Source organism: Streptomyces sp. NPDC047061 (genome assembly GCF_040643955.1).
GTDB lineage: Bacteria > Actinomycetota > Actinomycetes > Streptomycetales > Streptomycetaceae > Streptomyces.
In genome coordinates this window covers 250692-275508 of sequence record NZ_JBEYVI010000003.1, presented here as the reverse complement: position 1 = coordinate 275508, position 24817 = coordinate 250692, and the positions used below count along the sequence as shown (strand labels likewise).

General features: G+C 73.2%; 24 protein-coding genes. 15 read left to right on the top strand and 9 right to left on the bottom strand.

Annotated elements, in window-relative coordinates:
• The first annotated feature begins 86 nt into the window (after positions 1-86).
• Both ABZ887_RS07300 and ABZ887_RS07295 read left to right on the top strand, forming a co-directional pair.
• Entirely contained in the window at positions 87-956 is an 870-nt protein-coding gene (locus ABZ887_RS07300) for a glycerophosphodiester phosphodiesterase family protein (protein WP_361283964.1), read from the top strand.
• Between the two features lie 50 nt (positions 957-1006).
• Entirely contained in the window at positions 1007-1561 is a 555-nt protein-coding gene (locus ABZ887_RS07295; protein ID WP_361283961.1) for a methylated-DNA--[protein]-cysteine S-methyltransferase, read from the top strand.
• 70 nt (positions 1562-1631) lie between these two features.
• Here ABZ887_RS07295 and ABZ887_RS07290 read toward each other — a convergent pair whose 3' ends face one another.
• Positions 1632-2060, bottom strand: coding sequence for a VOC family protein (locus tag ABZ887_RS07290; protein WP_361283958.1), 429 nt, complete (start codon positions 2058-2060; stop codon positions 1632-1634).
• Positions 2061-2157: 97 nt separating this feature from the next.
• On the opposite strand from ABZ887_RS07290, the gene ABZ887_RS07285 reads away from it, so the two are divergent.
• Entirely contained in the window at positions 2158-3066 is a 909-nt protein-coding gene (locus ABZ887_RS07285; protein ID WP_361283955.1) for a pseudouridine-5'-phosphate glycosidase, read from the top strand.
• A 176-nt stretch (positions 3067-3242) separates the two neighbouring features.
• Positions 3243-4133: a PfkB family carbohydrate kinase gene (locus ABZ887_RS07280; RefSeq protein WP_361284627.1), complete on the top strand. Its 891-nt coding sequence runs from the start codon at positions 3243-3245 to the stop codon at positions 4131-4133.
• Between the two features lie 58 nt (positions 4134-4191).
• Here ABZ887_RS07280 and ABZ887_RS07275 read toward each other — a convergent pair whose 3' ends face one another.
• Positions 4192-4986, bottom strand: a complete 795-nt coding sequence (locus tag ABZ887_RS07275) for a methyltransferase domain-containing protein (RefSeq protein ID WP_361283952.1) — start codon at positions 4984-4986, stop codon at positions 4192-4194.
• A gap of 288 nt (positions 4987-5274) precedes the next feature.
• On the opposite strand from ABZ887_RS07275, the gene ABZ887_RS07270 reads away from it, so the two are divergent.
• On the top strand, positions 5275-6402 hold the full coding sequence (locus tag ABZ887_RS07270; protein WP_361283949.1) for a magnesium and cobalt transport protein CorA: 1128 nt from the start codon (positions 5275-5277) through the stop codon (positions 6400-6402).
• Between the two features lie 23 nt (positions 6403-6425).
• Here the strand turns inward: ABZ887_RS07270 and ABZ887_RS07265 are convergent, their stop codons facing one another.
• Together ABZ887_RS07265 and ABZ887_RS07260 are read right to left on the bottom strand one after the other, a co-directional pair.
• Positions 6426-6839, bottom strand: coding sequence for a PPOX class F420-dependent oxidoreductase (locus tag ABZ887_RS07265; RefSeq protein ID WP_361283946.1), 414 nt, complete (start codon positions 6837-6839; stop codon positions 6426-6428).
• A gap of 69 nt (positions 6840-6908) precedes the next feature.
• Positions 6909-7541: a uridine kinase gene (locus ABZ887_RS07260; RefSeq protein WP_361283943.1), complete on the bottom strand. Its 633-nt coding sequence runs from the start codon at positions 7539-7541 to the stop codon at positions 6909-6911.
• Between the two features lie 191 nt (positions 7542-7732).
• Between ABZ887_RS07260 and ABZ887_RS07255 the strand changes: the two genes are divergently transcribed.
• From ABZ887_RS07255 to ABZ887_RS07230, 6 genes are all read left to right on the top strand, one after another.
• Positions 7733-8434, top strand: a complete 702-nt coding sequence (locus ABZ887_RS07255) for a DUF2293 domain-containing protein (protein ID WP_361283940.1) — start codon at positions 7733-7735, stop codon at positions 8432-8434.
• A gap of 209 nt (positions 8435-8643) precedes the next feature.
• On the top strand, positions 8644-9123 hold the full coding sequence (locus ABZ887_RS07250; protein WP_361284624.1) for an anthrone oxygenase family protein: 480 nt from the start codon (positions 8644-8646) through the stop codon (positions 9121-9123).
• 167 nt (positions 9124-9290) lie between these two features.
• On the top strand, positions 9291-10778 hold the full coding sequence (locus ABZ887_RS07245) for a glutamate synthase subunit beta (RefSeq protein WP_361283937.1): 1488 nt from the start codon (positions 9291-9293) through the stop codon (positions 10776-10778).
• A gap of 330 nt (positions 10779-11108) precedes the next feature.
• Positions 11109-13277: a PEP/pyruvate-binding domain-containing protein gene (locus ABZ887_RS07240; RefSeq protein WP_361283934.1), complete on the top strand. Its 2169-nt coding sequence runs from the start codon at positions 11109-11111 to the stop codon at positions 13275-13277.
• Positions 13277-14224 (top strand): hypothetical protein, encoded by a 948-nt coding sequence (locus ABZ887_RS07235; RefSeq protein ID WP_361283931.1) that lies wholly within the window; start codon positions 13277-13279, stop codon positions 14222-14224. Before ABZ887_RS07240 ends, ABZ887_RS07235 begins: the two co-directional genes overlap by 1 nt.
• Positions 14225-14436: 212 nt before the next feature.
• Complete coding sequence (locus tag ABZ887_RS07230) at positions 14437-15069, top strand: dual specificity protein phosphatase family protein (protein ID WP_361284621.1); 633 nt, start codon at positions 14437-14439, stop codon at positions 15067-15069.
• Between the two features lie 118 nt (positions 15070-15187).
• On the opposite strand, the gene ABZ887_RS07225 is transcribed toward ABZ887_RS07230, so the two are convergent.
• Together ABZ887_RS07225 and ABZ887_RS07220 are read right to left on the bottom strand one after the other, a co-directional pair.
• Positions 15188-15463 carry a DUF397 domain-containing protein gene (locus ABZ887_RS07225; RefSeq protein WP_089100964.1) on the bottom strand — a complete coding sequence of 92 codons (276 nt, stop codon included), beginning with the start codon at positions 15461-15463 and terminating at the stop codon, positions 15188-15190.
• Positions 15464-16324: a helix-turn-helix transcriptional regulator gene (locus ABZ887_RS07220; RefSeq protein ID WP_361283928.1), complete on the bottom strand. Its 861-nt coding sequence runs from the start codon at positions 16322-16324 to the stop codon at positions 15464-15466. It lies immediately after the preceding gene.
• Positions 16325-16766: 442 nt separating this feature from the next.
• Between ABZ887_RS07220 and ABZ887_RS07215 the strand changes: the two genes are divergently transcribed.
• The 3 genes from ABZ887_RS07215 to ABZ887_RS07205 all read left to right on the top strand — a co-directional run bounded on the left by ABZ887_RS07215 (position 16767) and on the right by ABZ887_RS07205 (position 20230).
• Positions 16767-17486: an ATP-binding protein gene (locus ABZ887_RS07215; RefSeq protein WP_361283925.1), complete on the top strand. Its 720-nt coding sequence runs from the start codon at positions 16767-16769 to the stop codon at positions 17484-17486.
• Complete coding sequence (locus ABZ887_RS07210; protein ID WP_361283922.1) at positions 17483-17920, top strand: hypothetical protein; 438 nt, start codon at positions 17483-17485, stop codon at positions 17918-17920. The genes ABZ887_RS07215 and ABZ887_RS07210 overlap by 4 nt, the downstream gene beginning before the upstream one ends.
• A gap of 435 nt (positions 17921-18355) precedes the next feature.
• Positions 18356-20230, top strand: a complete 1875-nt coding sequence (locus ABZ887_RS07205) for an ABC transporter ATP-binding protein (RefSeq protein WP_361284618.1) — start codon at positions 18356-18358, stop codon at positions 20228-20230.
• A gap of 18 nt (positions 20231-20248) precedes the next feature.
• On the opposite strand, the gene ABZ887_RS07200 is transcribed toward ABZ887_RS07205, so the two are convergent.
• Positions 20249-20428 carry a hypothetical protein gene (locus ABZ887_RS07200; RefSeq protein ID WP_361283919.1) on the bottom strand — a complete coding sequence of 60 codons (180 nt, stop codon included), beginning with the start codon at positions 20426-20428 and terminating at the stop codon, positions 20249-20251.
• A 154-nt stretch (positions 20429-20582) separates the two neighbouring features.
• Positions 20583-21245 (bottom strand): DUF899 domain-containing protein, encoded by a 663-nt coding sequence (locus ABZ887_RS07195; RefSeq protein ID WP_361283916.1) that lies wholly within the window; start codon positions 21243-21245, stop codon positions 20583-20585.
• Positions 21246-21563: 318 nt separating this feature from the next.
• Here ABZ887_RS07195 and ABZ887_RS07190 point away from each other — a divergent pair, with 318 nt between their 5' ends.
• Entirely contained in the window at positions 21564-22520 is a 957-nt protein-coding gene (locus ABZ887_RS07190) for an endonuclease/exonuclease/phosphatase family protein (RefSeq protein ID WP_361283913.1), read from the top strand.
• 102 nt (positions 22521-22622) lie between these two features.
• Here the strand turns inward: ABZ887_RS07190 and ABZ887_RS07185 are convergent, their stop codons facing one another.
• A complete protein-coding gene (locus ABZ887_RS07185) occupies positions 22623-24479 on the bottom strand; it encodes an FUSC family protein (RefSeq protein ID WP_361283910.1) in 1857 nt (618 codons plus the stop codon).
• Between the last annotated feature and the right edge of the window lie 338 nt (positions 24480-24817).

Genomic DNA, 24817 nt, shown 5'->3' with positions numbered 1-24817 from the left:
ATCTGTGGCCATCCCGTACCCGGCCGCCGTTGACTCACTGCTGTCACTCTTGTGCTGTACGTAGTCACTCGACGCGAGGAGTACGCATGCACGCGCGCGCAGTCGCCGCCACGGCCACCGCGCTGCTGGGAGCGGCCGCCCTCTTGAGCCCCGTCCCAGCCGCCCGGGCCGGCGACGCCGCCGAGCCCACGGTGCTCGCGCACCGGGGCGCCTCCGCCTACGCCCCGGAGAACACGCTGGCCGCCGTCGACAAGGCCGCCGCCCTGGGCTTCACCTGGGTCGAGAACGACGTCCAGCGCACCAAGGACGGCCGTCTCGTCGTCATCCACGACGACAGTCTCCAGCGCACCACCGATGTCGAACAGGTGTTTCCCGGCCGGGCGCCCTGGAAGGTGAAGGACTTCACCGCGGCCGAGATCGCCCGGCTGGACGCGGGCAGCTGGTTCTCCCGTTCGTACACGGGCACGCGTGTGCCGACGCTGGCGCAATACATGCGCCGGATCGAGCGCAATCACGAGAAATTGCTACTGGAGATCAAGAACCCGGAGCTGTACCCCGGCATCGAGCAGGAGATCCTCAAGCTGCTGGGCGACGAGGGCTGGCTGGACCGCCGGCACCTGGGCCGGCTCGTGGTGCAGAGCTTCAGTGCGGACAGCCTGCGCGTCGTGCACGATCTCCGGCCCGACGTGACGACCGGCTACCTCGGCACACCGTCCGTGGCGTCCCTGCACCGGTACACGGGCTTCGCCGACCTGATCAACCCCTCGGTGGACTCGATCTCCGCCGGCTACGTGAACACCGTGCACTCGGTCGACGGGCCGCACGGCAGACGGCTGCGCGTCTTCACCTGGACGGTGAACGACGCGGTCACCACCTGGAAGGCCGTCGGCTACGGCGTGGACGGCATCATCACCAACAGACCCGACGTGGTGCGGGCCGCGCTGCGGGCGAGCTGAGCACGACCGGGCGGCGGGCGTTGTCAGTGGCGGGCCGTACGGTGGGGCGCATGGACAGCGAAGGGCAGTACGGGCAGCGGGTGGTGTGGGCCGTCGTGGGCACCGACATCGGTCCGCTGCTGCTCGCGGCGACCGGCAACGGCCTGGTCAACGTGGTGTTCCACGCCACCGACGCGGTGCGGGAGCGGACGGTGGAGCGGCTGGCGGCCCGGCTGGGCACCGAGCCGGTCGAGGATCCCGCGGACCCGGTGCTGGCCGAGGCGATATCCCAGCTGCGGGCGTACCTCGCGGGCCGGCGGCAGGACTTCGACCTGCCCCTGGACTGGTCGCTGATCTCCGGCTTCAACCGGCAGGTGCTGCGCGAACTGGCCGCCGGTGTCCCGTACGGCACGGTGGTCGGGTACGGCGATCTGGCGGGGCGGGTCGGGCAGCCCGGTGGGGCGCAGGCGGTGGGCGCGGCGATGGGCGCCAATCCGCTGCCGGTCGTCGTGCCGTGTCACCGGGTGGTGGAGAGCGACGGCGGCATCGGCGGGTTCGGGGGCGGTCTGGAGACCAAGCGGAAGCTGCTCGCCCTGGAGGGCGTGCTGCCCGAACCGCTCTTCTGAGGCACGCTCCCCGACCGGGCTCGGGACGGACGCTCCCCGAGCCCGGTCGGGCGGTGCCCCGGCGATGCGGTCAGCCGTAGTGCCGTGCCTCGACGACGTTGCCGTCGGGATCCCGGAAGTAGAAGTTGCGCGGGGCCTTGCCCCGGGCACCGAAGGAGTCGTGTCCGATGTCGGTCATGGGGACGGCGTGCTCGGCGAGGCGGACGCGCAGCGCGTCGAAGGCGTCGGACGGCAGGGACAGACAGACGTGGTTCACGGGGTGGCCCGCGCTGTCGGCGGCACCGGGGAGTGCGGGCATGCGCTCGGCGAGGGTGAGCGGCGCGAGGTCGATGATGGTCTCGTCGTTGACACGCACGGAGGGGAAGGGCACCTCTCCCGCGGTGAACTCGGTGACCCGCAGGGGCTCCAGGCCGAGCATCCGCTCGTAGAAGCCGGCCGCGACGGCCGGATCGGCGACCCAGAGGACGACATGGTCCAGACGTACCGGGTGATTCGTCATGCCGCCCAGGCTGGTGGCGTCCCCCACAGGCCGCAAGCGTTTAGCCGGGTGCGACCCCCGCCAGAGATGAGGGAAGACCGACGGACAGGAGGCAGGCGTGGTGCTGGTGGTGTCTGAAGAGGTCAGGGAGGCCCTCGACGCGGGTCGTGCGGTGGTCGCCCTGGAGTCCACGATCATCGCGCACGGGCTGCCGCGCCCGCGCAACCTCCAGGTGGCGCTGGAGCTGGAGGACACGGTACGGCGGACGGGCGCGGTACCCGCGACCATCGCCGTGCTGGACGGGCGGCCCTGTGTCGGCCTGGACAAGGAGCAGCTGGAGCGGGTCGCCAACGAGGAGGGGATCCGCAAGCTGGGCCACCGCGACCTGCCGCTCGCCGTGGCGGCGGGGGCGAGCGGGGCGACCACCGTGTCGGCGACGGCGCAGCTGGCGGCGCTGGCCGGCCTCAGGGTGTTCGCGACGGGCGGTCTCGGCGGGGTGCACCGCGAGTGGACGGCGACCCAGGACGAGTCCGCCGACCTCGGCCTGCTGGCGCGCACCCGGATCACGGTGGTGTGCGCGGGCGTGAAGTCGATCCTGGACGTGCCGGCCACCCTCCAGCGCCTGGAGACCCTGGGCGTGGCCGTCGCCGGATACGGTACCGGCCGCTTCCCCGGCTTCTACCTGTCCGACTCCGGGCACCCGGTGGACTGGACGCTTGAGACCCCGGAGCAGGTCGCGGACGTCATGCGGGCACAGGACGCGCTCGCCGCGGCGGACACGGCGCTGATCGTCGCCAACCCCGTCCCGGAGGCGGAGCAGCTCGACCCCGCGCTGCACGCGCGCGTGCTCGCCGACGCGCTGCAGGCGTGCGAGGCGGAAGGGATCGCCGGTCAGGCGGTCACGCCGTTCCTCCTCGGCTACCTGGTCCGGCACACGGACGGCGCCTCGCTGGAGGCCAACCTGGCGGCCGTGCGCGGCAATGTCCGGCTGGCGGCGCAAATCGCCTCGGCATGGGCCCGGGGGTGACGACCAAGCGGGAGGCACGGCCGGGCGTTGCCGCGGCAGCGGGCGGGGAGGCGACGTCCGGCCGGGAGGCGAAGCCGCGCGGGAACCGGGCGCCGGACGGGGACGGGGCACCGGACGGAGGTAGAGCGCCGCACACGGCGGCCGGCGGGGACGGGGCGGCCGGCGGGGGCGGGGCGCTGCTGGTCGTCGGGGACGTCGTCACCGATGTCGTCGCGCGGTACCGGGGGCCGCTCGCGGCCGGCACCGACACGGGCGCCGTGGTCCGGACCCTGCCCGGCGGAGCGGGGGCCAACGTCGCCTGCTGGGCCGCCCACACGGGCTGCGCGGACGTACGGCTGCTGGGCCGGGTGGGCGCGGACGCGGCCCGGTGGCACGAGCGGGAGCTGGTCGCCGCAGGGGTGCGGCCCCGGCTCGTGGTGGATCCCGAGGCCCCGACGGGAACGGTGATCTGCCTGGTCGACAACGGTGCCTCCGCCGAGCGCACCTTCCTCACCGACAGCGGGGCGTCCCTGCGGCTGGAGCCCGCCGACTGGTCGGACACGCTGCTCGACGGGGTGGCCCGGCTGCACCTCTCCGGCTATCTGCTGTTCTCCGAACCGAGCCGGGCGCTGGCGGCGGTGGCGCTGGCGGCGGCACGCGCGCGTGGCGTGCCGGTGAGCCTGGACCCGGCGTCGGCCGGGTTTCTCGTGGCGCTGGGCGTGGACCGCTTTCTGAGGCTCGTCGAGGGGGTGGATGTCCTGCTGCCGAGCCGGGACGAGGCCTGTCTGCTGACGGGGCTGCCCGATCCGGCGGACGCCGCGGCCAAGCTGAGCCGCCAGGTGCCGCTGGTGGTGGCCAAGGCGGGGGCGGAGGGCGCGCTGGTGGCCCGGTCGGGCAGCGTCCTCGCACGGATCCCGGCCGCGCCGACGACGCCCCGGGACACCACGGGCGCCGGTGACGCCTTCACCGGAGCGTTCCTCGCCGCGCTGGTCGCCGGCGCGGATGCTCGGGAGGCGGCGGCGCGGGGCTGCCGGGCGGGCGCACGGGCGGTGGAACGCGTCGGCGCGCGACCGCCTGCCCGGGACTGACCACGGCACCCGCGAGGCATCGGAGGGCCTACGCCTTGCCGGCCCACACCTTGCCGGCCTACGCCTTGCGGCCCCACGCCGAGATCATCGGGGCGGTGGCGAGGTCCATGCCGCCCGTCGCCACGTTGGCCAGGTGCCGGTCGATTTCCGCGTCGGTGGCCAGGCCCGCCGTGACGAGCCGGTCGCGGATCTGCCGGACGGTGGCGGTCTCCAGCGCGGTGCAGGCGGGCGAGGCGACGGGGAAGTAGGCGTCGGCCTCCACCTGGTGCAGCCCGGCCTCGCGGAGCAGCCGGGGAAGCTTGCGGCCGTACGACAGGTCGGCGCCGCGTTCGGCGAGGAGCTTGCGGAAGCCCTGGCGCAGGCGGTTGGCGAGCTGCTGCTCGGGGCCGTGTTCGTAGGGGCAGGTCAGGGGCTGGAGGGCGGGGTCGGCGTCCTCGACCAGGAGATGTCCGCCGGGACGCAGGGCCTTGATCATGGAGCGCAACGCCCGTTCCCGGTCCGGCACATGGACCAGGACGAGCCGGGCGTGCACCAGGTCGAAGCCCTCCCCCGGCGGTTCCTCGGCGCCGACGTCGTGGGTGCGGACCTCGACCGGTGCGTGGGCGGCAGCGGCGAGCAGCGAGGTGTCGATGTCCGTGGCGACGACCCGGCCGGTCGGCCCGACCTTCCCGGCCAGCCACGACACCACGGAGGTGCCGCCGGCCCCAACCTCCCAGCAGCGCCAGCCCGCTCCGAGACCGAATGCCTCGAGGTGGCGGAAGGTGGCCGGGTCGAAGAGGCTCGCGAAGGCGTCGAAGCGCTGCACGGCCTCGCTCTGGCGGTTGTCGAGGAGATATCCGTCGGCCTGTGTCATGAAGCGATGATCCCAGTTGCCCGGCTTGTCCACGGCGGCCGACGCTCCCCTGCGGCGGCCTTGCCGACGACGGACGGGCGAGGGGAACGTCGACGGGCACAGGGAACACCGACAGGCGCGGGGAACGCCGAGGGGCACGGGGAACTCGGTTGTCCGTAGTTGTCCACAGGCGGGAACCAACCGGAACTCGCCGTTCCCACAGGCTTACCCGTGTCTCACACCGGGCTGGCAGACTTGCCGGGCAGGGCGGGAAGCGCTGCACGAGTGGATCCACGCAAGGAGATCCGGATGACGATGGCAGGGAATCTGCGGAAGGTCACGGGGCTGGGCAGGGCCGGCGGCCTGCGCAGGGTGGCGCGACTGGCCCGGCGGCTGCCCCGCGTCGACCTGAACCATCACGCACGGTCCCCGCTGGGCTCCTCGGTGGTCAACTGCGTGACGTACGAGGACGGGATGCGGGTCCCGGAGTGCCGCGATCTGTTCTCCGCCGTGGAACGGGTGCGCAAGAAGGGGGAGGGGTTCGTCTGGCTGGGGCTGCACGAACCGACGGACACCGAGTTCGCGGGCATCGCCGAACTGCTCGACCTGCACCCGCTCGCCGTCGAGGACGCGGTCGAGGCCCATCAGCGTCCGAAGGTGGAGCGGTACGGCGAGACGCTGTTCGCGGTGTTCAAGACGGTCTGCTACGTCGAGCACGAGAAGCTGACGGCGACCAGCGAGGTGGTCGACACCGGCGAGATCATGGTGTTCGTCGGCGAGGACTTCGTGATCACGGTACGGCACGGCCGGCACGGTTCGCTGGGGCCGCTGCGCGAGGAGCTGGAGGCCGCACCGAGGCAGCTCGCCAAGGGCCCGTCGGCGGTGCTGCACGCGATCGCGGACCATGTGGTCGACGACTACCTGAGCGTCACGGACTCGGTGCAGGGCGACATCGACCAGGTCGAGGCGGACGTCTTCGCGGAGAACGGCGCGCGGGCCGACCCGGGCCGTATCTACCAGATGAAGCGTGAACTCCTCGAACTGAAGCGGGCGGTGGTGCCGCTCGGCAGGCCGATGGAGGAGCTGACCACCCGGCCGATACGGGTGATCGACCCGGAGATACAGGCCTACTTCCGGGATGTGCTCGACCATCTGATGCGGGCGAAGGAACAGATCGCGGCCTTCGACGAGTTGCTCAACTCCATTCTCCAGGCGCATCTGGCGCAGGTGACGGTCGCGCAGAACGAGGACATGCGGAAGATCACGGCCTGGGCGGCGGTGATCGCCGTGCCGACGATGGTGTGCGGTGTGTACGGCATGAACTTCGATCACATGCCGGAGCTGCACTGGCGGTTCGGCTATCCGCTGGTCATCGGCGTCATATCCGTGGCGTGTCTGGTGCTGTACCGGGGCTTCAGGCGCAACGGCTGGCTCTGAGCCGGTGGCCGGCGAGCGGCACCTCAGGCGGAGAAGGCGACGACCCTGCGCGGCACGACCCTGATGATCAGGCGGGTCTCGTCGTCCCTCTCCGCGGGCGGGTCGATGCCGAGGTACTTGCGGGAGAGCTCGTGCGGGAGCCTCTTGTCCTCGTCCGGGAGGATCTCGGCGGTGCCTCGGATCTCGGCCGAGTGGTAGGGGTTGGCCAGGTCGAAGACCGTGAGGCTGATGCGGGGGTCACGGCGGAGGTTGCGCACCTTCTGGCGGCCGCCGGTGGAGGAGAAGAGCACGGTGTCGCCCTCGCGTTTGATCCAGACCACCGAGTTGTGCGGGGCACCGTCGGGGCCGAGGGTGGCGACGCTGGCGAAGTTCCTGGCGTCGAGGAGGGCCCGGAGCGGGTCGTCGAAGGTGACGGGAGCGGTCGAGGAGGTCGTCATGCGGCCAGACTACTTAGATGCACGCGCATATAAAAGTGGTGTGCAGGACCATCCCCGGAAGCCGGCCGCTCAGCCGCTCCATGCCGGATGCCGCGGGTCGTCGGCACGGACCAGGACGTCGGCCGTGCCGGCGGGGTCGGTCTCGGCCTCGTAGCGCTCGAAGGCGGGGAGCGTCCAGTGGTCGGTCTTGGGGGTACGGCGGCGCAGGGCGCCGGGCGTCAGGAGGAGGTGGACGGTCAGGTCGAACGGGAACCAGTGCCGCAGTAGAAGCGGTCCGTGCAGCAGCAGGAGGCCGCCGGGCGGGAGTTGGACGTAGGGGCTGCGGGTGGCGCGGTCGGTGGCCGGGTCCCACAGGTCGGGCAGGACGCGGCCGGTCCCGCCGGGGTCGAGGGGGCCGAAGACCTCGCGCCACAGGGCGTTGGTGTCGAACCAGCCGCCGTAGTACGACTCCGCGTCGCCGCGTCCGTACTCCAGGCGCAGCGAGGCCGGGCGCAGGAAGCCCTCGGTGCCCACGACGAGCGACGGCCGGCCCCGTACGCGCAGCGCCTCACCGACGCGCTCCGCGAGGTCGCCGGGCCGGGCGGCCGGGGCGCCGTCGAAGGCGACGCGTGGCCAGGCGCCCCCGTCGGCGGGCTTCAGTTCGACCAGCCGCTCGGCGAGGCGCTCGGCGAGCCGGTCCCAGGTGATCGCTTCGAGTCGCACAGGATCATGATGCCGGGTCGGCCGTTCGGGTAGGCGGGGCCGGCCCCGGGGCCGGGCAGCAGCGGCGGTGGGCGGTGAGCCGTCGGTGACGCCTGCCGGGCCGCGAGCAGGGCGGGCAGAAGACGCCGGACGGCGCACAAGGGGGCGTGGACGACGTGAGATCAGCCCTCGGGAAGGGGAAAGTACCGCATATGACACGCCTCGCAACTCCCCCTCACCACGGTGGACTTCTGGTCGTGCAGCCGCTGCGGCACAAGCGGTGCGCGGCGTGCAGCCGGGGGCCGCTGTCGCTGCTGGTGGTGGAGGACGGGGTGCCGCGGTGCCTGGAGTGTGCCGATCTCGGGCATCTGGTGTTCCTGCCGCGGGGCGATACGGCACTGACCCGGCGGTCGCGGGAGGAGAGCACGCTGTCGGCGGTGGTGGTCCGGTTCAACCGGCGCAAGAGCCGGTACGAGCGGCAGGGCGTCCTCGTCGAGGAGGCGGCGCTGGCCCGGGCCGAGGCGCGGTGCCTGGCCGACGCCGAGGCACGGCGGCGGCGCCGGGCACGGGACGCGAAGCGGCGGGCGGCCGAGGACGTGCGGTTCACGGAGGCGTTCGCGACGGAGATCCTGCGGCTGTTTCCGGGCTGCCCGGTGGACCGGGCCCGGGCGATCGCGGCGCATGCGTCGGCGCGGGGCAGCGGGCGGGTCGGGCGGACCGCGGCCGGGCGGGCGCTGTCGGAGGGGGCGGTGGTCTCGGCGGTGGTGGCGGGGGTACGGCACGTGGACACGCCGTACGACCAGCTGCTGATGAGCGGGGTGCCGCGGTACGAGGCGCGGCGGCGGATCGCGCGGACGGTGGAGGCGGTGCTTCGGGACTGGGAGGCCGGGGTGGAGATCCGCTTGACCGGGTGACGGCGGGCGAGGAGTGGGCGGCGGGAGTCGGAACGGTTCGGGACGGAGGCGGGGGCTGCACGGAGGCAGGGTCGGGACGGAGGCGGGCGTGGGGGTGATTCCTGGTCGGAGGTGTATGTGTACGGGGTTCACAGTCATGGGGAGGGGTGGTCCGTGGGCATGGACCCGAATGGCGAAGGTGTCCAGGGGCGAGAGTGGATGTGGTGGTCGTGATCGACGGGCCGTATTACGTACTGGTCCTGCTGGGGGTGCTGGGTACCGGCCTGGTGGCGGGGGTGTTCTGCGGGTTCTCGGCCTTCGTGATGCGGGGGCTGGCCTCGCTGCCGCCGGCGCAGGGGGTCGCCGCGATGAACGCGATCAACCGGGCGGCCCTGACCCCGGTGTTCATGCTGGTGTTCGCGGGGTCGGCGGTGGTGTGCGCGATGATCGCGGTGGTGACGTTCGTGGTGTGGCCGGACAGCGGGAAGACGGAGCTGCTGCTGGGCAGCGGGCTGTATCTGTTCGGTTCGTTCGGGCTGACCGCGATCGCCAACGTGCCCCGGAACGAGGCGCTGGCCAAGCTGGAGCCGGGCACCCCGGAGGCCGTCTCCTACTGGCCCGTGTACATACGCGAGTGGACGCTCTGGAACCACGTGCGCACCGTCGTGTCGGCCGCGGCGGCGCTCGTCTACGTGCTGGCGCTGTCCTGAGGGAGACGTGGGAGCGGGCTGACCCCCGGCTGGCTTCCAGCTGAGGAAGCCCCGCCAGAAAGCGCTGTCAGCCACTCTGCGAGCGTCACCGAGCGGACGTATCGTGGCCGAAAGAGTGCCGCCCGATGACGCACGGCCTGGGGCAACCGCACGCGAGGAAGACGACCATGGCCGATCCCAAGGGGTTCATGACCACGCCGCGCGAGGAGTGGCCGCGGCGGCCCGTCGAGGAGCGGGTCCGGGACTGGGACGAGGTGTACGTCCCCGGGGCGCTGCTGCCGATCATCAGCAAGCAGGCGGACCGCTGCATGGACTGCGGGGTGCCGTTCTGTCACGACGCGTGTCCGCTGGGGAACCTGATCCCCGAGTGGAACGACCTCGTGTCGCGGGAGGACTGGCGGCGGGCGAGCGACCGGCTGCACGCCACGAACAACTTCCCCGAGTTCACGGGACGGTTGTGCCCGGCACCGTGCGAGGCGGGGTGTGTGCTCGCGATCAACCAGCCCGCCGTCACCATCAAGAACGTCGAGTGCGCCATCGCGGACCGTGCCTGGGCGGAGGGGTTCGCGTCACCGCGGCCGCCGGAGCGGCTCTCCGGGCGGACCGTCGCGGTGATCGGGTCGGGGCCGACCGGCCTCGCGGCGGCGCAGCAGCTGACCCGGGCCGGTCACACGGTCGCCGTGTACGAGAAGGACGACCGGCTCGGCGGGCTGATGCGGTACGGCATCCCCGAGTTCAAGATGGAGAAGCACCACCTGGATCGGCGGCTGGGTCAGATGCGGGCCGAGGGGACGAAGTTCCGTACGTCGGTGACGGTCGGGCGGGACGTGCGGGCGGCGGACCTGCGGGCCCGGTACGACGCCGTGGTGATCGCGACCGGGGCGACGGCATGGCGGGAACTTTCGGTGCCGGGCCGGGAGTTGGACGGGATACACCAGGCGATGGAGTATCTGCCGCTGGCCAACCGGGTGTGCGAGGGGGATCTGACCGAGTCGCCGATGTCGGCGACCGGGAAGCATGTGGTGATCGTGGGCGGGGGTGACACGGGGGCGGACTGTCTGGGGACCGCGCTGCGGGAGCGGGCCGCGTCGGTGACCCAGCTGGACATCTACGCACAGCCGGGCGCCGAGCGGGACGAGGACCTCGAGCCGTGGCCGACGTATCCGAAGCTCTACCGGCTGTCGGCGGCGCACGAGGAGGCGCGGGACCTGGAGACGGCGCCTTTCGCGGACGCGGACGCGCGGCTGTTCGCGGCGTCGACGCTCCGCTTCACCGGCGACGAGAGCGGGCACGTGCGGTCGCTCCATCTGGTGGAGGTGGACGAGGCGCGGCTGCCGGTGCCGGGGACCGGGCGGACGCTCCCTGCCGACCTGGTACTGCTCGCGCTCGGTTTCTCCGGGCCCGACCGGGAGGACGGACTCATCGACCAGCTGGGGGTGGCGATGGTGGCGCGCGGCACCGTCGCCCGTGACGCGGGCTTCGCCACGAACGTGCGCGGCGTGTTCGCGGCCGGGGACGCGGCGCGCGGGCAGTCGCTGATCGTGTGGGCGATCGCGGAGGGGCGGGCGGTGGCGGCGGCCGTCGACCACTATCTGACCGGGAGTTCGCAACTGCCGTCGCCGATAACGCCGTACGACCGGCCGATGACGGTGTAGGCGCCGTCGGCGGGACCGGGGCCGTCGGCGGGGCCGGGGCCGTCGGCGGGGCCGGGGGTTCTCGGTCCTGGGGAGGAGACGCGGCGTACTGCCGGGGGACGAGTCGGTCGGGGCCTTCTCCTTCCGGCTCACGAAATCCCTTCGCCGTCGCCGGAAAGTGGACTGCGGACGGCGTGGAGTCCAACGGCGGTGGGATTATGGGCGCAGGAGACGTGTCGCGGTCGGCCCGGAGGGCGGCGATCGTGAACGCCCCCATCCTTCGTTCCGTCGTCAGGCGCAGGGCCACCCCCGCGCGTCCCCCCTGTTGACGGCCGGTCCTGGAGGGTGTTGATGACGACGCTCGACGAACGTCATGGGCTGGTCGAGGCGCAGGGCCCCGTCGCCGTTCCGCTGGACCAGCCGCTCGCCGCACTTCCCCTGCGTGCCGGTTCCAAGGCCGCCAACCTCGCCCGGGCCGCGGGTGCCGGGCTGCCCGTGCTCCCCGGATTCGTCGTCCCGGACGGCGCGCACGGCGACCCCGCCGCCCTGTGGCCGGCCTGGCAGGAGCTCTCCGAGGGCGGTGCCCGGCCGCTGGTCGTACGGTCCTCGTCGCCCCAGGAGGACACCGGTTCCTCGTCGCTGGCGGGGCAGTTCGCGTCCGTTCTCGACGTGCGCGGCTGGGCGGACTTCGGTACGGCGGTACGGGCCGTGCTCGACTCGGCGCGCCGCCCCGACGGAACCGTCGCGCCCATGGCGGTGCTGGTCCAGCCGATGCTGACCGCCCGCGTCGGCGGGGTGATGTTCGGCGCGGATCCCGTTGCGGGACGCACCGACCGGATGCTGGTGAGCGCGGTGCGTGGCGGGCCGGACCGGCTGGTCGGCGGTGAACAGGCCGGGAGCAGTTACTGGTTGAGCAGGCACGGGCGGCTGCTGCGGACCGAGCCGGCGGAGGCCGGTGACACCCGTGACTTCGGTGGCACCCATGAAACCGGTGACTTCGGGGACACCCGTGACACCGGTGTGGTGCTCACCCGCGGTGAGCTGCTGCGGCTGGCGCGGCTCGCGCAACGGGCGCGGCGGGTGTTCGGGGGGCCGCAGGACATCGAGTTCGGGTTCGACGGGGACGGGCGGCTGTGGCTGTTCCAGAGCCGTCCGATCACGGCGATGGCGGCCCGGCCGGCGCGCGGGGCGCGGCTGCTCGGGCCCGGACCGGTCGCGGAGACCCTGCCGGGGCAGCTCCTGCCGCTGGAGGCGGACCTGTGGGTGACGCCCATGGCCCGTGGGCTCGCCGCCGCGCTGGACATCGGGGGCAGTGCGCCGCGCCGGCTGCTGCGCCGGGTGCCGGTGGTGACGACCGTCGGCGGACGTGCCGCCGCCGACCTGCGGCTGCTGGGGGCGGCCCCGCCCGCCCATCGGTGGCTCGCCCTGCTGAACCCGGTGCCCGGGGCGCGCAGGCTCGCGGCGGCCTGGCGGCTGGGCCGGCTGTCCGCGGCGCTGCCCGGCCTGGCCACGGACCTCGTGGCCGACGTCGACCGGCATCTGGCCGAGGTCCCGGCCCCGGTGCGGCTGCCTGCCTCCGGTCTCGTCGCGGAGCTGCGCTGGACGCGCGCGGCCCTGGTCCCGCTGCACGCGCAGGAGGCGCTCGCGGGCGCCCTCCTGCCCGAGCCCGCCAGGAGCCGTACCGCGGCGGGCGCGGCCCTGGCGGCCCTCGCGGAGACCCGGGCCGGGGGTGTCCCGGACGGGAGGGCGGCCGTGGCGGCCCCGGTGGTCCTGGCGCTCACCGCGCCGGGTCTGCTGCGGGGCCCAGGACCGGGTCTGCCGGCCCGGCGGACGCTCCCGCCCGAGGGCGCCGGGTCTGAACCACCCGCAGAGCCCGAACCACCCGCAGGGCCGGAACCACCCGCAGGGGCCGCCGTCCCCACGGACCAACCGCCCCCACAAGCCGCGCCCCCCGCCCTCCCGCCTCGTGAAGCGCTGCGGCTCCGGGTCCGGTGGGTTCAGGAGTTGCAGGTCCGGCTGGTGCGGGAGGCGGCCCGGCGGGTGGGGCTGGGCGTGGAGCGGGCCGGGCTGCTGCGGTGGCCGGAACTGGTCGCCGTACTCGAGGGCGCCGCGCTTCCCGCCGATGTCCACGCGCGTGTGCCGGAGCCCGAATCGCCGCCTCTTCCGGACGCCTTCCGGCTGGCGGGCGGGGAGGTGGCCGCCGAGCGTGCCGGAAGCGGTGCCGCGCGTGGCGTGTCGGGTGGGCGCGCGGTCGGGACGGTCTGGGACGGGTCCGGGCCCCGGCCGGCCGACGCCGTGCTCGTCGTACGGACCCTCGATCCCGCGCTCGCCCCACTGCTGCCCGGGCTGACCGGGGTGGTCGCGCAGACCGGCAGCGCGCTGTCGCATCTCGCCGTGCTGGCACGAGAGTTCGGGGTACCGGCCGTGGTCGGTGCGGCGGACGCGGTACGGCGGTTCCCGCCCGGGTCGCGGATCGCCGTCGACGGGACCGGTGGCGACGTACGGGCGGGAGGCGAGTGATGCGGAGGATCGCCTATGTGTTCGGCGGGCTGGCCGCGGCGGGGGCGGGGACGTACACGGTCGTCTACCTGTACCGGTGGCAGTGGCAGCGGGCCATCCTGTGCGGCGTGCTGCTGCTGGTCGTGGAGGTGATGCTGCTCGGCATCGTGCTGCTGGGGCGGCTGACCCGGATCGAGGAGCGGCTGCGGGACGGCGAGCTGCGGCAGCGGGAGTCGGCGGTACGGCAGGAGGAGGTGCTGGCACGGTTGCGGGAGGCCGCGCCCGCGCACAGCTCCTCCGCCCGATTCCGCTGGCTGGAGGACACCGCGGACCGGACGCATGTCTTCGTGCCCGTCCTCATGGTGACCGGCGTCCTGCTGTCGGGGCTCGCCTGGCTGGTGCAGCGGATCGCCTCCGTGACAGCACGGCCCGCCGAACGGCGGCTCGCGGGACGACTGGCCGTCCTCGCCGCGCCCGGGCCCGGGCCCGACAGCACGGGCCGGGACACGGAAGGTGACGCGGAAGATCTGGAGGACCTCCCGGCGCTCCCCCCGGCCGCCCGGGGCCGCACCGTTCGCCTGGCCGTCGGCGCGGTCGTCGGCGCCGCCCTGCTCGGCGGGCTGGTCGTCGGTCTCGCCGATCTCACCCAGACACGCGAGCAGCACGAGAACGACAACGAGGCGACCTCCGTCCTCGTCCAGGTCGACACGCGCGGCGCCGGCATGACGCGCGAGCGGCGGGCGCTGGCCGCCGAGCAGGTGTGGGAGCGGTGCCGGGACTCCACCTCCGTGCCCTTGCGGCACGCGGCACTCGGCGACCTGGGAGGCGGCATGTTCGCCGGGGTCGTACGGCCCGCGCTCACCGAGCACGACCGTATGCGGCTGCGCGGCTGCCTGGAGGACGCCGCCCTCGACCGCGCCCACCTCACGGTCGTCGGTATCGGGGACGCGGATGCCGACGACGACTGACCCGCCGACGTGGACCATGCCCCACCCACGGACGTGAACACGGACAACTCGCCCGCCCGAGCCCCGGGTTACGATGCCGAAGCGCCCCCGTCCCCGAATCCCTCGAATCCCCCGAGTCCCCCGGGTCGCCCATGGCCTTCGTGCTCCCCCGCTCGTTCCGACGCGCCCTCCCTCACTCGCCCGGACGCGCCCTGCCCCGCCGCGTGCTGACGATGGTCCTCGTCGCCGTCCTCGGTTACGTCGCCCTGTGGGGTGCCGGCACGCTGGGTGTGCTGGCCCTCTCCTTCTGGGCGCGCCAGGAGACGCCGCCGCCCGCGGGGGCCCGGGCCGTGCAGGGCATCCGGCACTTCCAGCCCGTGGACGCGGAGGAGCGGTTGTGGCGGGGCTCGGCGCCCTCGCCTGCGGGCTACCGGGCGCTGGCCGCCCGGAGGTTCACGACGGTGGTCGACCTGCGCGCGGAGGACCTGGGCGCGGACCGGTCGGCCGCGCCCGGGAAGGCCGGCCTGGCCGTCGTACGTCTGCCCGTGCGCGACGGGCAGACGCCGCGGCCCGCGCAGGTACGGCGGTTCCTGGAGGTGGTCGCCGACGCGCCGGGGCGGGTGTTCGTGCACTGCGGTGCCGGGGTCGGACGGACGGGGACGATGGCGGCCGCGTATCTCGTGCAGAGCGGGGAGCAGTCGCCGGGGACGGCGGTCCGGCGCAATCTCGCGGCCGGACCGCCGTCGATCGAGCAGATCTACTACGGACTGAGCCTCGGCCGGGGCCGGCTGCGGCAGCCACCGTTCCCGGTGGTGGCCGTCAGCCGGCTGGTGGACGCGCCCCGGCGGATGTGGTCCTGGCTGTGACGCCGCCCGCACTGTGCGGCGTCGTCCACGGTGTGGTCCTGCCGGTCATGAGGCGCTCCGTAAGCGTCTGACGCGGTTGATGATCAATTCAGCACCATTACAAAGAAGTTGAACAAGTTCAGGAGAGCAGGAAGTCGGCCTCCCCCGCCTTGGCGCCCTCGATGAAGGCCGTCATCTCGTCCGTGGTGTAGATCAGCGCCGGCCCGTCCGGATCGGTCGACTGACGGACCGCGATCCGGCCGTCGGCCAGCTTCATCGCCTCCAGGCAGTTGCCCCCGTTGCCGCCGCTCCACGGCTTGTGCCAGCCCTCGCTGCCCAGTTCCCGGGCAGGCATGCCGTTGTAGATCCGCTCGGTGCGGTTCCGCGGCCCGGACTGGGGCTTTATTCGATCCATTCACAGCTCCTTGCGGAGATCCCGGAGGATCTCCTTCGTGCGTTGTGCCGTAGCGGCCTGCGCCGCCATGCGGTCCATGACCTCGAGGTGGGTCGCCACCTCGGTGCGCGCGTCCAGGTAGACGGCGCCGGTCAGGTACTCGCTGTAGACCATGTCCGGCAGTTCGGGCATGGCAAATCGGAACAGCACGAAGGGCCCGTACGTCCCCGGGTGCGGCCCGCTGGAGAACGGGGCGACCTGGAGCGTCACATTGGGCAGCTTCGTGACCTCGAGCAGTCGGTCGATCTGCGCGCGCATCACCTCCGGACCGCCGACGGGGCGGCGCAGGGCGGTCTCGTCCATCACCGCCCAGAAGCGGGGGGCATCGGTACGGGTGAGCAGTTGCTGGCGCTCCATGCGCAGGGCGACATGGCGCTCGATCTCCTCGGGCTCCGTCTGGCCGACGGCGCCCGACTTCAGCACCCCGCGCGCGTAGTCCTCGGTCTGCATCAGGCCGGGCACGAAGTGCGGTTCGTAGGAGCGGATCAGGCTCGCCGCGCCCTCCAGGCTGACGTACATGGAGAACCAGCTCGGCAGGATGTCGTGGAACCGCTGCCACCAGCCGGGCTTGTTGGCGTCCTCGGCGAGCCGGACGAAGAGGTCGGCCTCGCCGTCGGTCACCCCGTAGGCCTTCAGGAGCAGTTGGAGGTACGGGATCTTGAGGGCGACCTCGGCCATCTCCATGCGGCGGACGGTGGCGGGCGCCACGCGGAGCACGCGGGCGGCCTCCTCGCGCTTGAGGCCCGCGCGTTCGCGCAGGTCGAGGAGGCGCCGGCCGAGGACCACCTGGCCCACAGTCGGCGCGGACCGCGGCTCGCTCACGCTCCACCTCCACCAAGTTCCCTGGCCGGGCCCGCCCATCGGGCTCGCCGGCGTCCTGGCCGCCACACACATGCACCGCCACGCACAAGCACAGCCGCACACCGCACGGCCACCCACATGCACGGCCTTGCACATACACCGTCACGCACATACAGGTGTCACCCGGCATGCTGACAGCCCAGCGGCGCCATTCGAAGACTCATTCGAAGATCTGACGGAATGACCGAAATAGCCGATAAGGCCGATGTGACCAAACAGCCGGAACAGTCCCGCTTGGTCACATCAGTCGCATTGGCCGGATCGGTCCGCCGGATCCTCACTGATCCCAACTGGCGCCGCTCGACATGCTGTTGCGAGCAGTGTGCCACGGCCCTTCACCGCGTCACACAGCACTCTGCATTTTTCAGAGTGACACTTGCCAAGTGTTCGCGGCGGGGAGATAGTGGCAAGCGTGATTCCGCCCGCGCCCTTAGGAACAGACGCCGCCGCAGACCGTCTCGGTCTCGGTGCTGATGGGGGTCCTCCCGTGCGAACTCCTTCGAGCGTGGAGGAGGCAGCCGACCCGGGTAAGGGCACTGTCGAGCGCCGGTTCCGGTTCGAGCTGGCCGCTCATCCGGGTTCCCCCGCCCAGGCGAGACGCCTGGTGCGCGCCCGGCTGACCGGCTGGTCGGTCTGCGCGGACACCTGCGACACCGCCGCCCTCGTCATATCCGAGCTGGTCACCAACGCGATCGTGCACACCGCGAGCAGTCGCGTCGTGTGCGAGTTGCACGACCACGACGACACGGTGCGCATCGCCGTGCACGACGAAGGCTGTTCGCCCGACGAGCCCCACCCGTCCCCGCAGCGCCCTGAGGAGGAGCACGGGAGGGGGTTGCTCCTCGTCGACGCGCTGTGTCAGGCCTGGGGGGCTCAGGAGCACGGGCCCGGGCTGCTGGTCTGGGCGGAGCTGTCGCGCCAGACCGACGCCGCCCGGGACACCGCCGAGCCGCGCAACGACCTGGGCTGGGGTGCTCGCCCCGCTCCGGAGCCGTCGCACGGCTCGCCCCACGGGCCCGCGCACACTCCGGTGCAGCCGCCGTCGCCGGGCTCCGGCGCGGAGGGGCAGTCCGGATTGCCGGGACCGGTACTGGGGCCGGTTCCCCGGCGGAGGCAGCCATGACCGGCGCACCCGGCCCGGGCCAGTCGCTGGGCCTCGACACCCTGGTCCGCCTGAAGCGCGACCGGCGGTCGTCCCTCGCGGGCGTCGCCGCCGGGTCGTTCCCGGTACCCGAGGGCATGACGGCGCCGCTGGGCTGCGACGCCGTGGCCGTGCCGGCGCGGCTCGGGCCGCTGGTGGTACCGCGGATGCCGCGGGTGGGGTGCGTGTACGCCGATGGCACACACTGGTGGTGGATCGTCCCGTCGGACTCGGACGACGCCCTCACCTGGCCCGCCCCGGCCGACTACAGCCCGGGCGCCCCGCTCCCCCGTACGGCCCGCCTGATCCACCGCCCCGAGGGCACGGTGCCGTACACCCCGCCGATTCCGCTGTACCTCGCCCTGTGCCGGGTGACGGGGACGACACCGGAGTGGTCCCGGCCCCTGAGCGCGTGACGCTGCGCGGCTTCGGCCGAGAGGCGGGTGCGGCCGAGGAAGTTCAGGCCGGCTGATCACACCGGACTCGTTCTCGGGCCGCAGTCGTTCTCAGGCCGAAGTCGTTCTCGAGCCGCAGTCATACTCTGGCCGCAGTCACGCTGTGACCGAAGACGTGTTCGCGCCGCAATCGTTCTCGCGCCGTGAATCCCCCGGGGCCGCCTCGGTCCGCACCCCCGCGCACTCGCCCGCGCACGCCCCCGCACCCCACGAGCCTCGTCGCGCGCCCTGCCCGGTGACGGCTCCGCCCGCGATAGTGGCCGTTCGTCCACGGCCACGGCCACGGCCACCGCAACGGCCCCGGGGAGGATCGCGGTGAGGAAGAGGCGGGACACGGCGGCGCCCGAGGTGTCGGAGTCGGAGCAGCTGCTGTTCGGGGGACCGCTCCGCTACGACATGGGCTGGAGCCAGCACGGGAACGCCTTCCTGGAGCTGGGCTTCCGCGCCATGATGACCCGGCTGCCCGGCATGCTCGCGTCCAGTCTGCGGCTGGCCCGGCAGGCGGACGCCCGGGCCGCGCGGATCGTGCTGGCCTCGCAGGTGGGCGTCGGAGTGGCCCAGGCGGTGAGCCTGCTCGCCGTGAACAGCGTGCTGGGCCGGCTGATCGGCACCGGCACCATCGAGGAACGGCTGCGCAGCGCCGCCCCCGCCCTGGTGATCATGGCCGTCGTCATGTTCGTCGCCGCCCTGCTGCGCGCGGCGTCCACGTACGCCACCGGCCGTCTCGAACCCAAGGTCGAGCGGGTGGCGACCGAGATGTACCTGGAGCGGGCCGCGGCCGTCGAGCTGGCCGCGATCGAGGACCACGACTTCCACAAGCTGCTGGACACGGCCCAGTACGGCGCCTCCTCGGCCCGCCGCATGATCATGTACGGCACACGCGTGGTGAACGCGATGATCTCGCTGGTCACCGCGGCCGGTGTACTGACCGTGCTGCATCCGGCCCTGCTCCCGCTGCTGATCACGATGACGATCCCGAGCGCCTGGGGCGCCCTGACCAACGCCCGGCGCCGCTACGAGTCGTTCCACACCTGGGTGCAGCACGCCCGCGCCGGCCACCTGATCAGCGGCCTGCTCACCGAGCCGGAGGCGGCGCCGGAGATCCGGGTGCACGGGGTCGGCCCGTTCCTGCTGCGGCACTACCGGGCGATGTCGGAGACGGCCGAGGCGGAACAGGCCCGGCTGGCCCGGCTCGCGGCCCGTACCGGCCTGATCGCGGCCACCTGGACCGGCCTCGCGACCGTCGCCACCTACGCGACCCTGGGCGGGCTGCTGCTGAGCGGCGCGATGGCCCTGTCGGTGGCCGGTACGGCGGTGATCGCGATCCGTTCCGGCTCGGCGAGCCTCAACACCCTCGTGCTGGAGATCAACACGCTGCACGAGGAGGCGCTGTTCGTCGGCGACCTGGAACGGCTGTACGTCGAGGCGGCGGACCGCGCGATCCCGGTCGGCGGCGACCCGCTCCCCGACGACCCGCGGGAGATCCGGTTCGAGAACGTCACCTTCACCTATCCGAGTGATCACCCGGAGGATGCCACCCGTCCAGCCCTGGACGACGTCACGCTCACCCTCCCCCTCGGCCGGATCGTCGCCCTGGTCGGCGAGAACGGCTCCGGCAAGACCACCCTGGTCAAGCTGCTGGCCGGGCTGTACCAGCCGGACCGCGGGCGCATCCTGTGGGACGGCGTCGACGCGGCGCGGGCCGACCGGCACCGGCTCGCCGAGCGCATCGCCATGGTCGCCCAGGACTTCAAACGCTGGCCGTTCACCGCCAAGGTCAACGTGGCGGTCGGCCGCTCGTCGGCGCCGCTCACCGACGAACGGCTGGCCGAGTCGGTCGCGGAGGCGGGCGCGGAGGAGGTGGTCGACGATCTGCCGCGCGGCCTGGACACCCTGCTGGCCCGCAACTTCAGCGGCGGGCACGAGCTGTCCGGCGGCCAGTGGCAGCGGCTGGGCATCGCGCGGGCCGCCTACCGGCGCGGTCACATCCTGATCGTGGACGAGCCGACGGCCGCCCTGGACGCCCGGGCCGAGCTGGAGGTCTTCGAGAAGATCCGCGCGCTGGCGGGCAACGGGCAGACGGTCGTACTGATCACTCATCGGTTGGCGTCGGTCCGGCACGCGGATCTGGTGCACGTCCTCGACCAGGGCCGGGTGGTGGAGTCGGGCACCCCCGACGAACTCCTGGCGAGCGGTGGTGTCTACGCGGAGCTGTACGCGCTCCAGGCGGACCAGTTCACGGCGAAGCTGCCGGTCCGCAAGGCCGGTTGATCCTTGACCAGACCCCGACTAGCCCTCGACGCCGCCGGTGCCGCGCACGATGACCAGGAACGTGTCCGTGGCCAGATCCATCACGACCTCGGCGGGCAGCCCTTCCAGCCGCCGCGCCCGCGCGAACTCCTCCGCAGGCCATGATCCTCGCGGTCCGCCTGCGGGAAAGCGTTCGAGCACGGTTCGCCCGTTCACCATCCTGCACCTCCAGAAATGCGTCTTACCTGTAGGAGTTAACGCTCTGGAGAACATGAATGGCTCGCCCGGTGACGCTACTGAGACATAGTCGACACGCCGTCGGCGCGGACGGTGAGGGTCCGTTGACTTTCGGCCACTTTCGTGACCGACTGTGTCAGTCTTCGTACTCGTCGTGATAGCGGACGCCGTCACTGCCCTCCGGCACCCGGCCGAGAGCCGTCAGATCGAGCAGGGAGGTGGTCGGGCCGAGTCCGTCGAGGCCGCGGTCGTACACCGAATAGGTGTGGAAGACCCGGTCGTGCTCCCGCAGGAAGCAGCTGATGCCGGGCCGTTCGACCGGTTCGTCGTCCACGACGATGGTCGCCTCGAAGTCGCGGTTGAAGTCGAAGTCGTGGCCGGAGTCGCTGTGGTACGAGGAGTACCAGGGCAGCGTCCAGCCCATCCGCGCCTTGAACGGCAGGATCCTGGTGAACGGCGCCCGGGAGACCACCGCGAACGCGGTGCCGCGCGCCCGCAGATGGGCGAGGTGGCCGACCTGGTCCAGGAAGGCGGCGCAGCCCGGGCAGCCGGCCTCCCACTCCGGGGCGAACATGTAGTGGTGGACGACCAGTTGGGGGCGCCCGTCGAAGAGGTCCAGCAGGGTCGCCTTGCCGTCGCCCCCTTCGAAGACGTACTCCGGGTCCACCTCGACCATGGGCAGCCGGCGCCGCTCGGCACTCAGGGCGTCCCGCGCCCGCGTGAGCGCCTCCTCCTTGAGCAGTAACTCCGCACGCGCGGCACGCCACCGCTCACGCGAGACGATCTCCGGAAGCGACATGGGCCCTCCTCTACAGCGATCGGTTCCGGGTGGTGACCGCGGGAGGGCGGAGAACTCATCGGTGCGGCCGGAGTTTTTTCCGGCGAGCCACGGCGCTTCCCCGGCGAGCCACGGCGCTTCCCCCGCGGGCCACGGCGCTTTTCCGGCGAGCCACGGCGTCTTTCAGCGAGCCACGGCCGGCGCGAGCGGAGCTCATCGCCCCGACGTACGGCGCGGTCCTCGGGCCGGGTGAGCCGAACCGCGCATCCGGTCCCGGCTCTGTCGCCGCGCGGCCCGGACGAGCACGCTGGCCGCACCACCTCCTGGAAGGAGCCCGGCATGCTCCTGGGCACCTGGAACCTCGAAAACCTCTACCGGCCCGGCAGCCCCTACGGCCCCAAGGACAAGTCCGCCTACGAGGCGAAGCTCGCCGCCCTCGCCTCCGCGATCGGCGCGCTCGACCCGAGCCTGCTCGGCGTCCAGGAGGTCGGCGACCCCGACGCCCTGGCGGACCTGGCCGAACTGCTCGGCCCGAGCTGGCGGTTCACCCTCTCCTCGCACCCCGACGGCCGGGGCATCCGGGTCGGCTTCCTGGCCCGTGGCGAGCTGACGGTGGCCGCGGACACGGCCGCGTTCCCGGCCGGACTACGCCCGGTGCAGACGGACGACTCGGGCGGGACCGCCACCGGGTCCGGACGCGGCTTCCTGGCGGTCACGGTCCAAACTCCGGCCGGACCGCTCACGGTGGCGGTGGCCCACCTCAAGTCCAAGCTGCTGACCTACCCCGGCGACCGTTTCTACCCGCACGACGAGGGCGAACGGGCACGCTACGGGGCGTACGCCCTCTACCGGCGCGCCGCCGAGGCGACGGCGCTGCGGGCACTGGCGGACGAACTGCTCGCCGGACAGGGCAAGTCCCGCGACGTCGCGGTCCTCGGCGACCTCAACGACGAGGTGCAGGCGGCCACCACCCAGATCCTCCTCGGCCCGCCCGGCTCCGAACTCGGCACCACCGGCTACGACCACGCCGACAAGGGCGACGCCGTACGACTGTGGGACACCGCCCCGCGCATACCGGCGGAGCAGCGCTACTCCCGCGTCAACTCCGGGCGGCACGAACTCATCGACCACATCCTCCTCAGCCACCGGCTGGTGCACCGCCTGGCGGAGGCGGGCACGGGCCTGCCGGGCACCACCGCACCGCCGGACCTGCCGTCGGTGGGCGAGGATCCGGGGAAACGGCGCGGGGTCGCGGGCTCGGACCACGCACCGGTGTGGGCACGGTTCACGGACTGAGACCGGGCGCCGCCCACACCCCGGACGCCAGGCCACACCCTGGACGCCAGCCACACACTGGACGCCGCCCACATCCCGGGTGCCGACCAGCTGGGCAACTGTCTACGCGGCGACCGGCATCTGCGGCACCACGAGCCCGAGCCGCTGCCCGTCCCGCTCCAACTCGGCTGCGAGATCTTCGAGTTGCCGGGTGTGGCGAGCGGTGAGCCGCCCCGTCTCGTCGAGGTGCACGGCGCACGCCGTGGTGGTGTCCACGAGCCGTTCGAGTACGGCGGCCACGGCGTCCGTGCCCTCGGTGTGCCGGGCGAGGGCGGGGAGTTCGGCGGCGGCGAGGGCGATCGCGGTGCGGGCCTCGGCGAGGGTGCGGTATGCCTCGCGGCGCAGGGCCCAGCGTTCGCCGCGGTCGCCGGACCCGCTCAGCACGTGGTCGAGATAGGCGTGCGCGGCCCGCCCGGCCGACCCGAGGCGGGCCCGTACCCCGCCGCCCCGCTTCCCTGCCATCGGCAGATGGCCGACGATCAGCACGATCGCGCAGGCCAGCAGGGTCTCGCCGATGCGGCTGACGGAGGCCTGCGGTTCGCCGCCGACCATGACCAGGGCGAGCACGAGGACGGTGACGACGGCGGTCTGGGCGCCGAAGTGCCGGGTGGACACCGGGATGACCGCCCCGCAGACGGCCACCAGCACGATGAGCCCTTCGGGCCGGGGCAGCACGGCGGCGAGGCCCGCGAAGACGAGGGCGCCGAGCACGGTTCCCGCGGCCCGGCACAGCACCCGGGAGGCGAGCGGCCCGAGGTCGGGCTTGACGAGGAAGACGGCGGTGGCGGGCAGCCAGTACCAGTGCTGGTGCTCGCCGTACCAGCGGGCGTGGTGCAGTGCCTGGGCGATGGCGGCGCTGGCCCCGAAGCAGAGGGCGACCCGCAGCCCGTACTCCCGCCCGCCGCTGCCGAGAGCGGCCCGTACGAGGTCGAGGGCGGGGCGGCGCCGGGCCGGTGGCCGCTGCGCGCCGCCCCCGGCCCGGTCGAAGGTCTCCGCGGCGCGCAGCAGGGCGTCGTCGAGGGCACGCAGCGCGGGCGCGGACCGCGAGGGTGCGGGCAGCGGTCCGGTGCCGCCGTTCGCCCGGACGGCGAGGGCGAGCCGCCGGGGTCCCTCGGCCGCCCGCGCGGATATCGGCTCCCCGGCCCAGGCGAGCGCGGTGGCCGCCTCGGCGAGGGGCAGGGCCGCGGCGTACTGGGCGTGCAGCCGGCGTTCGGCGGCGGAGCTGGCGTGCCGCCGCAGCCGGGGACCGGTGAGCGCGTCCTGGGCGTGGTCGAGCGCGGCGGTGAGGGCGGCGCGCCGGGGGCCGGCCGCTTCGCCGCCCACCGCGTCGAGCAGGTCGGCGACGGCGTCGTACACGGCGGCGACGGCGTCCCGCTCCCCGTCGAAGCGGAAGTCACCGGCGAGCGCGCCGGGGGTGGGCAGGGCGAGCCGCAGCACGACCAGCCACCCGGCGCCCGCGAGGAAGGCGAGGGCCCGCTGCCAGCCCGCCTCGGCGACCGGCATCCCGGCGCCGATGGCGGCGGCGACCAGCAACTGCGTCCCGGCCCCGGAGGCGACGGTCCCGACGGCGCTCATGCCGCCGGCGACCAGGCCGAGTCCGGTGAGCAGCAGGGTCAGGGGTACGGCGGTGAGGTGCTCCCCGCCGTACGTCCCGACGAGCAGTCCGAGCGCACCGGCCGCCGCGGGCACCCCGAGGCGCCGTACGGCGGACCGGCGGCTGCCCGGCCGGTCGTTGATCCCGGCGAGCATGGCGGCGATGGCGGCGACGACGCCGAGGGAGGTGCGGTGGAGCAGGACGGCGGTTAGCAGCAACGGCCCGGCGGCCAGCGCCCCTCGCGTCACCGCGCTCCAGGACACGGGCCCGCGCTGGGCGCGCAGGGCGTGGGCGAGCCAGGGCGGCAGGGCGATACGACGGGACACGGGGCTCCTGTCCGGACGAGGGCGGGGTGTGCCTTCGGGCGACGGTGGCCGGGCGTTGGCTTCGGTGTCCACGGTAGATCGCGTTCCCGTACGAAAAGGTGCGTTCGCATTTCGCGGGTGTGACAAGTGCCCCGGAGAGCCGCGTTCTTTATGAACGCAATTCCGTACGGACCCGGTTCGAAGCCGATTCGAACCCGGCTCGGGGCGGAACGCGCGAGCGGGCCCGGGGGCGTAGCCTGCCCCCGGGCCCCGGAATGCCGCCCATCGTCACACGCCGGCACACTTGAGAACCCGGGTCAGTCGTAAGGTCGCCGCGTCCTTCCTTTGGACCACCACGC

Coding starts and splice junctions, on each gene's coding strand:
- ABZ887_RS07300 (WP_361283964.1), top strand. CDS start 87: ATGCACGCGCGCGCAGTCGCCGCCACGGCCACCGCGCTGCTGGGAGCG.
- ABZ887_RS07295 (WP_361283961.1), top strand. CDS start 1,007: ATGGACAGCGAAGGGCAGTACGGGCAGCGGGTGGTGTGGGCCGTCGTG.
- ABZ887_RS07290 (WP_361283958.1), bottom strand. CDS start 2,060: ATGACGAATCACCCGGTACGTCTGGACCATGTCGTCCTCTGGGTCGCC.
- ABZ887_RS07275 (WP_361283952.1), bottom strand. CDS start 4,986: ATGACACAGGCCGACGGATATCTCCTCGACAACCGCCAGAGCGAGGCC.
- ABZ887_RS07270 (WP_361283949.1), top strand. CDS start 5,275: ATGACGATGGCAGGGAATCTGCGGAAGGTCACGGGGCTGGGCAGGGCC.
- ABZ887_RS07265 (WP_361283946.1), bottom strand. CDS start 6,839: ATGACGACCTCCTCGACCGCTCCCGTCACCTTCGACGACCCGCTCCGG.
- ABZ887_RS07255 (WP_361283940.1), top strand. CDS start 7,733: ATGACACGCCTCGCAACTCCCCCTCACCACGGTGGACTTCTGGTCGTG.
- ABZ887_RS07245 (WP_361283937.1), top strand. CDS start 9,291: ATGGCCGATCCCAAGGGGTTCATGACCACGCCGCGCGAGGAGTGGCCG.
- ABZ887_RS07240 (WP_361283934.1), top strand. CDS start 11,109: ATGACGACGCTCGACGAACGTCATGGGCTGGTCGAGGCGCAGGGCCCC.
- ABZ887_RS07235 (WP_361283931.1), top strand. CDS start 13,277: ATGCGGAGGATCGCCTATGTGTTCGGCGGGCTGGCCGCGGCGGGGGCG.
- ABZ887_RS07230 (WP_361284621.1), top strand. CDS start 14,437: ATGGTCCTCGTCGCCGTCCTCGGTTACGTCGCCCTGTGGGGTGCCGGC.
- ABZ887_RS07225 (WP_089100964.1), bottom strand. CDS start 15,463: ATGGATCGAATAAAGCCCCAGTCCGGGCCGCGGAACCGCACCGAGCGG.
- ABZ887_RS07210 (WP_361283922.1), top strand. CDS start 17,483: ATGACCGGCGCACCCGGCCCGGGCCAGTCGCTGGGCCTCGACACCCTG.
- ABZ887_RS07205 (WP_361284618.1), top strand. CDS start 18,356: ATGGGCTGGAGCCAGCACGGGAACGCCTTCCTGGAGCTGGGCTTCCGC.
- ABZ887_RS07200 (WP_361283919.1), bottom strand. CDS start 20,428: ATGGTGAACGGGCGAACCGTGCTCGAACGCTTTCCCGCAGGCGGACCG.
- ABZ887_RS07195 (WP_361283916.1), bottom strand. CDS start 21,245: ATGTCGCTTCCGGAGATCGTCTCGCGTGAGCGGTGGCGTGCCGCGCGT.
- ABZ887_RS07190 (WP_361283913.1), top strand. CDS start 21,564: ATGCTCCTGGGCACCTGGAACCTCGAAAACCTCTACCGGCCCGGCAGC.